Genomic DNA, 12,748 nt, shown 5'->3' on the forward strand with positions numbered 1-12,748 from the left:
AAAAAAACAACATTAAAATTCTTTGAGTGATAGTGGGGAAATAAGGAATTTCACCATTAGTACTTAGTAAAAACATTGATTGCTTATTTTTTCGTTTCATTTTGAATGCGATGTATATTTCTATACATGGGCTTTAGTGATTCTAATTCAAGGAAACCTTTTGTTTGAGGGGCTGCATTTACTTCAATTACATAAATTTCACCTTTTTCATCAATCCCTATATCTAAGCCCCAAATTGTTTGCTTTGTAAAATATTCATGAAGACATCTTGAAATAGATAAAACAATTTTTTCTAAATTTAATTGAAATTCAATTAGTTCAAGATTTTTGATATTTGAAATTTTTAGAGCTTCGTCTACAGTTATTATTTTAGATCCATGTTCAAAGTTTGTTACTGCATATCCCTTTTTTGCAATCCGGCCATACATTCCTGTTATGAGCCATTCATTCTTATATAGCTGTGAAATATACCTGAGATCAAATGGTGACCCTAAAATCTTTGCCAAAGGTATATAATATTGAACAATACATGGAATGGAAGGATGTTCTAATTTTTTTAGATACGTATAAAGTACCTCAATTCCTTTTATATATTTTGGTTTTTTTCCGGGATATAAAAGTTCATATTCTTGTGGGTTGATTTCATTTATCATAATGACACCATTTCCAAGAGAACCTCTACTTGGTTTTACTACAACTTTTTTGTGTTTAATTAATAAATTTGTAAGATGATTCTTTGTTAAAATATTCGTTTCAGGAATATGCTGCTTTAAGAAGGGATCTTTCATGATGAGCTCATTTTTATGAAATTTGTTATTGATCTTATACTTTTCCATATTCATTACTCCTAACATAATTCTGTAAGGCTAATTGAGAGTAAGGTAAAAATTTATTATGGGTGATAACATATGAAGAAGAATATTGGAATTTTAGTAAGCGCCTATCTCTACAATAAAATTCAAACGGGAATTGAGACCAATGAATGTATCCCTTTTTATGAAGAGGCTTGTGCTCAATATGGATTGACACCATGTTTTTTTCGACTAGCTGATCTTACCAAAGGAAAGAAACATGTAAAGTCATTGGTTAAAGATGAACACAATCGCTACTCATTCAAAGTAATAAAGACACCTATGATCATCCATAACCGGGTTTTGTTGTACCATAGAAGAGAGCAAGAGAAAATAGTTTCACTTCTAAAAGAAGGTATCAAGTTCTATAATGCATTTACAAAGATTTCTAAGCTTACAATTCATCAATACTTAGAAGCGGAGGATAAGTTTAAGTGTTTTTTACCTGAAACCCGTAAGACAAACAAAAATAACTTCTTACAGATGATCAATTTGTACGAAGATCTTATCATAAAACCAAATTACGGAACCCTTGGTAAAGGTATTACACGAATAATGAGGCATAGTGACAATGTTTGTTTAGTAATTAATGGCAAAAAAAAATACAATATTCCACTAAATGGTAACTGGGCTAGTGAGGTAAACGAAATTATCCTTAATCCAACCAACATTATTCAACAAAGAATTCAATTAGGAACATATGAAGATAAACCATTTGATTTTAGAGTTTCAGTCCAAAAAAATGAACTCGGAAATTGGCAAGTGACTGGCATAGTATGCAAGGTTGCAAATTTAGGTAAATATACAACGAATGTAGCTTCAGGAGGGAGATGTTATGACCCTAAAATTGTTTTAAATCATCTAAAAATGAATACAGACGATATACTAGCTAAGATTAGGTCATTGTCATTAAAGATTGCACAACATCTTGACGGAAAATTAACGAACCTTGCTGATTTAGGACTGGATATAGGAATCACAGAAAAAGGTATTCCAATGTTTATCGAATGCAATTTTCGTGATTTGAGGATAACATTCAAAGAAGCAGGATTATTTAATGAATGGAAAGCTACTTATTTTACTCCCATAAAATATGCAAATTTTTTAATCAATAATATTGAAGATAAAGATTAAGAAAAATATATTGTACTTTATAGTATTTAAATTTGCTGATAGATTTGCTTTAGTTTTTTTGCAATTATTCCCGAATCATGATGTGCCTCGGCATAATTTCTACCTTGTTGACCTAAGTGATGCCTCTTTTTGGCATCTACTAATAAAGATTTGAGATTCAAATACAATGTATCAGGGTTCGCATTTACAATAGGTAATTCTTGCGGATATTTCTCTATTAAATCGTCCCGAAGGTAACAAATAACTGGTTTACCTAATGCCATGGCTTCCAAACTAAAAACTCCAAAAGAGCCGATTAACAATTGATCAATCACGATATCTGCTGTTCGATATAATTTTAAAGCTTCTTCATGTGAAAGGTTTGTTAGAAGTCTAAACCTAAAACGATGCCCTTCTTTTTGTAGTCGATCAATAGCTGCTAATACATGTTTTGTCCCCTTAACTTTATAATGGGTTGGAGAATGGATTATTAGAGGTTTCTCTTGATGTAGTGAAGGATATTTTGGAAGAAAATGATCTAAATGAATTGCTTGGGGAACGACATGTATTTTTTTATAGAAACCCTCTATATATGGTTTAAGTTCATGATCAGCAACAATAGCGTGATCAATTGAAGCTGATAATTGTTTTAAAATTGAAATTCTTTTATTTTCATCTGAGAATCCTTTTTTTATTTGAACATAAGGATTATTAAAGTTTCTCGCAACAGAAATTCTGCGGACATCAGAACCACGATGTTGAACAATTAATTTTTTACCTTGTGCCTTTAAAAGGGGAAGATCGCTTCTGTCAAACATAAATGTCCTACCGAAATGGAAATGAAATACATCGAATTCTTTACTTGCATCTGTTAGTATACGATTTAATTGTGCTTTTGTAAGCTCCTTTTGTTCAAAGCAAACATCTGCCTTAAATTTCTGTGTTGAACTCATCATATGATAGGATTTAGAATTAACACCAATTTTCTTTAGGGATTCACACATAGTGATCATCTGTCCGCCGAAACCATAATGAAGGACCCTCATGATAATCTCCCTTCTAACTCAGTTTAGTAAATGAGTATTTTGAATAATTAAAAAATATTCTCTTATCCTTAAACAAATAAATCATTCATATAGTCTAAAGTTTTATTTACAATGAATTATTTAACTACTTTTTTGAAAAATTGAACATACAATAACAAAATAGAAGTTATTTGTGTTTTAGTAAAGAACGACTTATCGCATTTGAGATCTCAAGTGCTTTAATCCCATGAATTGCTGTAACTCTAGGATCGTTATCATTTTTAATACAATTAATGAAACTTAGCAGCTGATTTTTCAGAGGTTGAGATGTTGATGGAACATGTTGAGTTTCTGTATGAATAATGGATGTGTTACTTATTTCATTATTCGATTTTATCACTTTAATTTCATTTTTTAATAAGTCGGCTTCTATATATGAATTTTCTTGAAAAATTTGTATCATTCTTTTTTTATATGGAGCTTTGAAACTTGCAGTAATATGTGCTACTACTTCTTTAGAGGATTTAAGGAGTACCATTGCATGTTTAGGTGTACTTTCAATTATGTTGCCCATCGAAAAAAATGTAGTAATTTCATCATCAAGTAGTTCTTCCAAAATATAAAGATCATGAATCATTAAATCTTGAACAACATCAATATTTTTTAGCTTTTCGTTATATGGACTCATTCTGTGCATATATATGGCAAGAATTTCAGCTTGTGTCATCTTGTTTTTTAGAACTTGAATTAATGGGTTAAATAGTTCAATATGTCCAACCTGAAATTTTATTCCAGCTTTATCAGCTTTTTCTTTTAGTATTTTTGCTTGATCAATTGAAAAGGCAATGGGTTTTTCCATTAATATATGGACTTTATGTTGAATACATAATAATCCTATCTCATAATGAAATTCGGTTGGAACAGCAATACTTACAGCATCTACTTCTTTTAGTAAATCTGTTACATGTTCAAACATTAAAATATTATATTTTTTTGATATTTGTGTTGATTTTTTTAGATCATTATCATAGACTCCAACCAGATTACAATACTGAGCTAAAGTGGAATATGTTAATACATGTTTTTCTCCCATATTTCCAATTCCGATTACACCGACTTTCATATAATACCTCCTAGTTGCCTTAATTCTACTTCTTAGCTTATGCTGTACGGATAAATAGAGTTATTGTCTTTGTTGGATTCATATGAAAAATTGGCGATTGTCTTACATAGATTCTGAATTTCTAGACTGTTTTTACTGTTATGAAAGTTATAGCAGCCTTTCTTTAAAAGAATAGGAGGACAATTATGAAAAACTATCCTGCAAGTATTAAAATAGGTCAAAATGTTGTGATAGAAGAGGGAGCTATTATTGGTGAAAATGTAAAAATTGGTCACAATACAGTAATCCTGAAAGATACTGAAATTGGAGAAAATGTAGAAATTGGCTCAAATTGTGTATTAGGTATTATCCCGGGTGGCAATCGGAAAATGAGGGAAATAAACAGAGTGGATAAACCAGTAGTCATTAATAATGGAGTTAGGATAGGTAACTTAGTTTCAATCTATTCGAATACTGTCATTAATGAAAATGTTTTTATTGGTGATCAGGCAAGTATTAGAGAGAATGTCATCATAGGGGAAGAGACTGTAGTTGGAAGATCGGCCATTATTGAACTTAATACTCGAATAGGAAAAAGGTGTACCATCCAAACTTTAGCATATGTAACTGGTGACACTGTTTTAGAAGATCAAGTTTTTATTGGTCCATGTGTCTCGATGTCGAATGATAAATATATGGGAGCGAAAGATTATAATTTAAAAGGTCCTTATATAAAAGAAGGAGCAAAAATTGGTAATAATGCTTCTATTTTGCCAGGTATAAGTATTGGGATGAGAACGATTGTGGGAGCAGGGTCAGTTGTGACAAAAGATATATTAGATGATGAAATCGTTGTTGGGGTACCAGCAAAACAAAAGCCTTAATAAAATGTAAATAACAAATCCAGTGTCGACATGGTTTGACACTGGATTTGTTATTTATAATGTTTAAAAATGACTCAGTTATTTGAAGTTTAATAAAATGTTAGTCATGATTTTGGAGGAATGACCGTCTCCGAAGATTGCAGGATAATTAGAAGGTTTCTTAACATTTGCTATAGCATGTGAAATGTTACCTAAATTTGATGCACCTACTAATGTATTCCACTTAGAATCAACAGTTTCAGTCCACTCTGTTTCATCACGAAGTGTAATACATGGTACCCGTAGCATATATGCTTCTTTTTGAACACCTCCTGAGTCAGTTAATATCGCTTTTGCGAAATTTTCAATATGAATCATATCAAAATAGGGAAGTGGTTCAATGGTTTTTATATTGGAAGAATGAAGTAAATTCAATAAATTCATTTGTTTAATTTTCTCTTTTGTTCGGGGGTGTATAGGAAAGATGACTTTCATATCCAATTCATTAAATGCTTCGAGAATTGTTTTAAGTCGATGATAGTTATCTGTATTTTCTGCCCGATGAATAGTAGCAAGGTAATACTCTTCTTTAGTTAGATTTAAATCTGATAAAATTGTTGAATGGTTTAGTGCATACGATTTATAGAATAAGAGTGCATCATAATTAATATCTCCAGTCAAAAATACTCCGTGATTAATACCTTCTTTTTTTAAATTGTTAACTGCAGTTTGAGTAGGGCAAAAAAATAAAGTTGAAAGATGATCTGTTACAACTCTATTAATCTCTTCAGGCATTTTTTTATTGTAACTTCTAAGACCTGATTCCACATGTGCAATAGGAATATTAAGTTTTGCAGCTGATAAACTACCTGCTAATGTGGAATTTGTATCACCATATACAAGTACAATATCAGGTTTTTCTTCTACCATAATCTCTTCAAGCTTACATAGCATTTTAGAGGTTTGTTTACCATGGGGTCCAGAACCAATTTTTAGGTGATAATCTGGAACTGGCAGCTTAAGTTCATTAAAAAAAATATCAGACATATTCACATCGTAATGTTGTCCAGTATGAACAATTATCTCTTGTAAATCAGGCTCTTGTACTATTATTTTAGAGAGCATACATGCTTTAATAAACTGTGGCCTCGCCCCTACAACCGTAAGGATTTTCAAAAAAACTCCTCCTTTTTTCTATAAAAAATAGAATGTATAATATTCTATTTTTTATAGAAAAAATGGTTACTAAACTTTTGGGTTAACATAAATAATAATAGGTAAGTGATACCTAAATTTTTATCATGTAGATAATTGTCCCTTACGTAAATGGTAATCAGTGAATAAAATTTATTAACTAAAAACTGAAACTACGGGGGATTTTGAACGATGAATTATCGATTTAAAACATTTCTTTTACCTTTCTTGGATTTATTACTCCTTAGTATTTCTTATTTTTTATCATTTCTTTTTGTTCAATCAGTTGAAGGGGATAACATAGTATTAAACTATGAGATTTTCTTATCCTGGTTTTTTTATTTGTTTGTTAGTTATTGTTCACTATCTAAATTTAGAACATACAAGACAATGTGGAAATACTCGGGTATTCAAGAATTTAGTACATCTATAGCAGCAATTGTAATATCTAACTTTGTTTTTCTTATTTATTCATTTATTTTTCTAACTGGCTCTAACTTGCTTTATACATTACCTCTTATATTCATATTTTCAATAGTCACAATTAGTGGATGCAGATTATTACAAATGACAAAAAAACAATCGTTTACTTCAAATAAGTCTAATAAAAAAAGAGCTCTAATTATTGGCGCTGGGGATGCAGGTACACGTATAGCACAACAAATTCTAAGGTCAGAAGATTTAGATTATTCCCCAATCGGATTTATTGAAGACGATCCATCCAAACAAAAAATGGAGTTATTCGGAATTCCGGTGATTGGGAATAGGGGGAATATAAAAAATGTTGTAGAAAAATATAGAATAACAGATATTATTATTGCTATTCCATCTTTAACTAAATCAGAAATGACTGAAATTGTTAATGAGTGTAAAAAAACAGGAGCAAATGTAAAAAGTTTACCACCTGTAAAAGAATTAATTCAATCTGATATTTCGCTTGATAATTTAAGAGAAATCGATTTAAAGGACTTGATTGGTAGAGAACCGATAATGCCAACTAAACGGCTAAAGGAATACCTTAAAAATAAAACAGTTTTAATTACTGGTGCTGGTGGTTCTATTGGAAGTGAACTCTCTAAACAAGTTGCGGAATGTAATCCAAGTAGAATTATCCTGCTAGGACATGGTGAAAACAGTATTTTTAATATTGGTATGTTAATTAAAGAAAAATATCCAGAGTTGGATTCGAAGATGATTATTACTGACATACAAGATAGGGGACTAGTAGAGCAAGTATTTACTAAATATCGGCCTCAAATTGTTTTTCATGCCGCAGCCCATAAGCATGTACCTTTAATGGAAATTAGTGAAGGTTCTGCAATTCGCAATAATGTGTTCGGTACTAAAAATATGGCAGAGATTTCAGATCGTTTTAATGTTGATCGATTTGTATTCATCTCAACCGATAAAGCCGTCCAGCCTATTAATATGATGGGGATGACAAAAAGGATAGGAGAATTGATTATTCAGTATTACTCTAAAATGAGTAAGACCAAATTTTCTATTGTCAGATTTGGAAATGTGTTAGAAAGCAGGGGAAGTGTTATTCCGATTTTTAGAAAACAAATTGAAGCAAAAGGCCCGGTAACAGTAACACATCCCGACATGGTTCGTTATTTTATGACGATACCAGAAGCTGTTCAACTTGTATTGGAGGCTGGGGCACTATCTGAAGGTGGAGAAATCTTTGTATTAGATATGGGTGAACCTATTAAAATAGTTGATGTAGCTAAAAAGTTAATTAGGTTATATGGGTATGAGCCAGAAAAAGAAATAAAAATAGAATTCACAGGTATTCGCCCTGGTGAAAAATTGACTGAGACACTATTTTATGAACATGAAAAATCCAAGATGACAGAGCATCCACATATTGTGATTGCTTTACCTACAAAGACGGACTCATTTGATATTAAACAAGATTTAAATAAACTCGAAGAGGTAATTATTAAAAATCCAGATCAATTACGAAGGGTTATTGTAAACATAATTCAACATAAATAATTGCGAAGAGTATAAAGATGAATGTTTAAGGAAGGTGACAATTTGAAAAACAATCGAATTTTTCTTTCGCCTCCTCATATGAGTGGTGATGAAATTAACTATGTTATTGATGCATTTGATTCTAATTGGATCGCTCCATTAGGGCCTCATGTTGATGCTTTTGAGAAAGAAGTTGCAGACTATGTAAACACAAAAGGTGCACTTGCCTTAAGTTCAGGAACAGCTGCACTACATTTAGCCTTAAAACTAGTAGGTGTAAAAGAAGAAGATGTAGTATTTTGTTCATCACTTACTTTTGTAGGAAGTGCTAATCCGATTCTATATTTAGGGGCAATTCCTGTTTTCATTGATTCAGAATTAGAAAGCTGGAATATGTGTCCAAAATCCTTAAAAAAAGCGTTTGTTAGTATGGAGAACAAAGGGCAGTTACCAAAAGCAGTTATCATTACAAACTTATACGGTCAAAGTGCAGATATGGACCCTCTAGTGAATATCTGTAAAAGCTACAATGTGCCGATTATTGAAGATGCAGCAGAATCATTAGGGGCAACATATAAAAACAAAGCGAGTGGAACTTTCGGAAAATTCGGGGTTTTTTCTTTTAACGGTAATAAAATCATTACAACATCTGGTGGTGGAATGCTAATCTCTGACGATGTAGAAGCCTTAGACAAAGCACGTTTTTTTGCAACTCAATCACGAGATCCTGCCATTCATTATGAGCATAGTTCGATAGGCTATAATTATCGTCTAAGTAATATTTTGGCAGCGATCGGAAGAGCACAGTTAAATGTAATAGAAAAAAGAATTCAAGAAAGAAGAAATATATATTTAAAATATTATCAAGAACTATCTAATATAAAGGGAATTACATTTATGCCTGAAATAAAATATGGATTCTCTACGAGGTGGTTAACAACATTAACTCTTGATGAAAAAGTAACTGGTATTCAATCCAAGAATATTATTAATACCTTATTAAAACATAACATTGAGGTAAGGCCTGTATGGAAACCGATGCATTTGCAGCCTTTATTTAAACAATGTGAATTCTTTTCAAATGAAGAAAAGAATGTTTCTGAACATTTATTTGCTAATGGTATTTGCTTACCGTCTGGTTCTAATTTAACCGCAGAAGAACAAACTCATGTTATTTCCTGTTTTTTAAACACAATGCCTAATAGTGGTATGTAACAATAGTGGTGATTTTTCATGATAGTGGTAATATGCCGTGCCAATATCACTTAATTTTCGTATCCTGTCAATAGGAGTGAACATCAATAAAGATAGGAGAAAGGAACATGTCAAAGCTAAACAGTAAGGTCATTATCCCGCAACCATCAGAACAGATTGATTTAAAAAGAATAGGTCGTGTTCTGCATTTACCATATAATCCTGCAGGTCAAATGAGCACACAATCTTTAGAACTAAAAAAATTAGGTGTTTCTTCATCCTTTTGTAATTATTATGAATCAAAGTTTAAATATCCCATCGATATTCCCTCTCCGATATCTAATATACCTGTTAATCAAAGGAAAAAATATATGAATGCTTTTGCTAAGAAGAAAATAAATTATTATAATATTTTTCATTTTCATGGAGGACAGTCATTTACAAGTGCTTTTTATACAGACTTACCGCTTTTGAAAAAAATGGGAAAGAAAATGATCATGAGTTATTGGGGCTCAGAAGTTAGACGATTTTCCATTGCTAAACAGAAAAATCCTTTTGCAATTGTAAAACTTTATAATGAAGACCTTATTACGTCTAGACTCGCAAATGTGTCTCAGTATATTGATACAGCCATTGTGCCTGATCATGAGCTTTTAGAGTATGTATATGGTTATTTTAAGAAAATATATATTGTTCGAGCATCTGTAGAGGGCAGTAATTTCCAACCATTATATCCAAGTGAAAGAAATACTAGACCGCTTATTGTTCATGCACCAAGTGATCGCCGAATTAAAGGTACTGAATTCATTTTAAAGGCCATTGATAATTTGAAAACGAAAGTAGACTTTGATTTTAAACTTATTGAAAATATGTCAAATGCAGAAGTAGTTAACTGGTATAAAAAGGCAGATATAGTTGTTGATCAGCTCCGATTAGGGATTTACGGAACAGTTTCAATAGAGAGCATGCTTATGGGGAAACCTGTTATTTCTTATGTAAGAGATGACTTAAAACAAAAGTATCCATCAGGACTTCCGGTCATTTCAGCTAGTCCCCATACGATAGAGAAAGAACTTTATGATTTAATAAAGAATCCTAAATTAAGGTATGAGCTTGGTGTAAAAGGACGGATCTATGCTGAAAATAACCACCTTCCAGAAAAAATTGCAAGGCAGTTAATAACAGTTTATAACAGTTTATAAACGATTCAGAAAGGATTATTTATATGAAAAAAGTATTGATCATCAGTTATTTTTTCCCACCAATAGGTGCTAGTCAGCGTACATTAAAATTTGTTAAATATCTACCTTCTTTCGGATATTTACCAATTGTGCTTGCTCCTGAAAAATCAAACTATATAAGAAAAGATCCTACTATGCTCAATGAAATTCCAGCCAATTGTAAAGTAATAAGATTACCAAATTGTGAAGTAATTCCGGGTAATCCTTTTGTAAGAGAAGAAGATTTCAAAAAGGGATGGTACCCTCAAGCTATTAAAGCAGGACTTCAGATAATTGAAAAAGAAAATATTGATGTAATCTATACAACTGCTCCACCAAATATATCACATGTTATCGGATTAAATTTAAAAAAGCGCACGAATACACCTTGGGTTGCTGACTTTAGAGACGAATGGACGACAAACCCATTCATTAAAGGACGTTTTGATGCAGAACTAACAAATTATAATCAAAGGCTAGAAAAACATGTATTATCTGTTGCAGATGGTGTTATTTCAGTAAGTGATCATATATGTGATATATTAAATAATTTATCAGGGGGGCTACCTAGAAATAAATTTCATACAATCATGAATGGGTACGATCCAATGGATTTTACAAATTTAAAAGTAAGATCAAGTAATAAAAAATTTACAATTTGTTATATGGGATCTTTATACGGAATTAGAAAGTCATTTGCAATGAAATTTTTTACTCTTCTTGAAGAAGCTTTAACTAGAAAAGTAATAAACCCACATGAAATTGAATTATTAATAGTTGGTGACCCTGTTAAAAACATTGGACCGACATTAACAAAAATAACAAAAAACACAGGGTATATCCACCATGGTGATGCCTTAAATATGGCAGCTTCTGCAGATCTTTTACTATTATTAATTAACCCTCAAGAAGGAAATCAAACAGTAACAAGTAAAATATTTGAATTAATCAACTTAAAGAAACCAATCCTTGCATTAGTACCTCCTAAAGGGGTTCCAGCAGATATTATTAGAAAAACTGCAACAGGCACCGTCATAGATTCTTCTTACCCTGAAAAGTCGATTGACTATATTAAGAAAGCATATCAAGAATGGAAAACGAAAACAGGTACATTCACACCGAATGTTAGTGAGATTCAAAATTATAGTAGAAAAAAGCTAACATCACAACTTGCTAATGTGATGAATAAAGCTATATCAAAAAACAGATAGACTGAAAATATTATAAAACTAATGTTTTTATTGGAAGAGGTGTATACAGTGGAAAATTGGCCACCTTTCACTTATAAAGCTAACTATCAAAAATTAGTAGATGATACACTTGTAGAATATAAAGGAAGGCAAAATTTTCATTCTTATATAAAAAATTACAATCCAACAGAAGATTATTTAAATTGGGGCGCTAATAAAAAATATATTGAAAGCCAATCCATTCTATTTGATCCAGCCGGAATACCTAAAGTCAAATATGGGAACGATTATTACTACAATCCTATCATGGTAAGTCAGTTTGCGCTCACACTTCATGGAAGGTATAAAAGAGGAGAAGTCACTGTATCTCAATTCTCTAAAGCTGTTGACCTATTAACTGAACTGCAGGAATCCAATGGTTCTTTGCCTTTTCCTTTCACTTTTCATTATTATAGGAAAGTATTTAAACCAGGTTGGATATCTGGGATGGCACAAGGTCAAGCATTAAGTGCATATGCGCGCGCCTTTGAAGTTACTAATAATAAGAAATATATTAATAAAGGGAATAAATGTTTAGGTTTTCTTCTAAAACCAATTGAAGAAGGGGGTACTTTAACGAGTTTAAAAGATATTGATGAGTCTCTAACTAACTATTTAATTTTCGAAAAATATCCGGTTGAACCTTCTTCTTATACGCTGAACGGATTTTTATTTACCCTTCTTGGTCTGTATGATTGGTGGAAAGTAACATTAAGTGTTAACAAAAAACATGCACTGCTTGCAGAGAAGTATTTTTATGAAGGAATAAAAACGACTAAGAAAATTCTTCGATACTATGACATTGGTGGATATTCAACATATGATTTAGCTCATATTGTTTATAAAATGGATCCTAAAATCTATGCAACTTACCATCCAATTCATATATATTTGTTACATGCTCTTTATACAGTCACAGGAGATAAAATTTTAAGGGATTTTGCGAATTTGTGGGCGTCTTATATAAGAAATTAGGA

General features: G+C 31.5%; 11 protein-coding genes. 7 read left to right on the forward strand and 4 right to left on the reverse strand.

Annotation, left to right across the window (positions count from 1 at the left end):
* Positions 1-83: 83 nt before the first annotated feature.
* The gene (locus LC095_RS03185) at positions 84-836 is read right to left on the reverse strand and encodes a YheC/YheD family protein (RefSeq protein ID WP_226526787.1); all 753 of its coding nucleotides are present in this window, start codon (positions 834-836) and stop codon (positions 84-86) included.
* Positions 837-908: 72 nt separating this feature from the next.
* Between LC095_RS03185 and LC095_RS03190 the strand changes: the two genes are divergently transcribed.
* Positions 909-1,985 (forward strand): YheC/YheD family protein, encoded by a 1,077-nt coding sequence (locus LC095_RS03190; protein WP_226526788.1) that lies wholly within the window; start codon positions 909-911, stop codon positions 1,983-1,985.
* Positions 1,986-2,011: 26 nt separating this feature from the next.
* Here the strand turns inward: LC095_RS03190 and LC095_RS03195 are convergent, their stop codons facing one another.
* Together LC095_RS03195 and LC095_RS03200 are read right to left on the reverse strand one after the other, a co-directional pair.
* Positions 2,012-3,010, reverse strand: coding sequence for a glycosyltransferase family 4 protein (locus LC095_RS03195; protein ID WP_226526789.1), 999 nt, complete (start codon positions 3,008-3,010; stop codon positions 2,012-2,014).
* 166 nt (positions 3,011-3,176) lie between these two features.
* Complete coding sequence (locus LC095_RS03200) at positions 3,177-4,112, reverse strand: Gfo/Idh/MocA family protein (protein ID WP_226526790.1); 936 nt, start codon at positions 4,110-4,112, stop codon at positions 3,177-3,179.
* A gap of 185 nt (positions 4,113-4,297) precedes the next feature.
* Between LC095_RS03200 and LC095_RS03205 the strand changes: the two genes are divergently transcribed.
* Positions 4,298-4,975: an acyltransferase gene (locus LC095_RS03205; protein ID WP_226526791.1), complete on the forward strand. Its 678-nt coding sequence runs from the start codon at positions 4,298-4,300 to the stop codon at positions 4,973-4,975.
* 78 nt (positions 4,976-5,053) lie between these two features.
* Here the strand turns inward: LC095_RS03205 and wecB are convergent, their stop codons facing one another.
* Positions 5,054-6,130, reverse strand: a complete 1,077-nt coding sequence (gene wecB, locus LC095_RS03210) for a non-hydrolyzing UDP-N-acetylglucosamine 2-epimerase (RefSeq protein WP_226526792.1) — start codon at positions 6,128-6,130, stop codon at positions 5,054-5,056.
* Positions 6,131-6,340: 210 nt separating this feature from the next.
* On the opposite strand from wecB, the gene LC095_RS03215 reads away from it, so the two are divergent.
* The 5 genes from LC095_RS03215 to LC095_RS03235 all read left to right on the forward strand — a co-directional run bounded on the left by LC095_RS03215 (position 6,341) and on the right by LC095_RS03235 (position 12,746).
* The gene (locus LC095_RS03215) at positions 6,341-8,149 is read left to right on the forward strand and encodes a polysaccharide biosynthesis protein (RefSeq protein ID WP_226526793.1); all 1,809 of its coding nucleotides are present in this window, start codon (positions 6,341-6,343) and stop codon (positions 8,147-8,149) included.
* Between the two features lie 21 nt (positions 8,150-8,170).
* A complete protein-coding gene (locus LC095_RS03220) occupies positions 8,171-9,343 on the forward strand; it encodes a DegT/DnrJ/EryC1/StrS family aminotransferase (RefSeq protein WP_413467446.1) in 1,173 nt (390 codons plus the stop codon).
* Between the two features lie 107 nt (positions 9,344-9,450).
* Complete coding sequence (locus tag LC095_RS03225; protein WP_226526794.1) at positions 9,451-10,524, forward strand: glycosyltransferase family 1 protein; 1,074 nt, start codon at positions 9,451-9,453, stop codon at positions 10,522-10,524.
* A 23-nt stretch (positions 10,525-10,547) separates the two neighbouring features.
* Positions 10,548-11,753, forward strand: a complete 1,206-nt coding sequence (locus LC095_RS03230; RefSeq protein ID WP_078434160.1) for a glycosyltransferase — start codon at positions 10,548-10,550, stop codon at positions 11,751-11,753.
* Positions 11,754-11,801: 48 nt separating this feature from the next.
* A complete protein-coding gene (locus LC095_RS03235) occupies positions 11,802-12,746 on the forward strand; it encodes a D-glucuronyl C5-epimerase family protein (protein WP_226526795.1) in 945 nt (314 codons plus the stop codon).
* The last annotated feature ends 2 nt before the right edge of the window (positions 12,747-12,748 follow it).

Origin of the sequence: Metabacillus niabensis (assembly GCF_020524345.1) — a bacterium.
Taxonomy (GTDB): Bacteria; Bacillota; Bacilli; order Bacillales; family Bacillaceae; genus Metabacillus; species Metabacillus niabensis_B.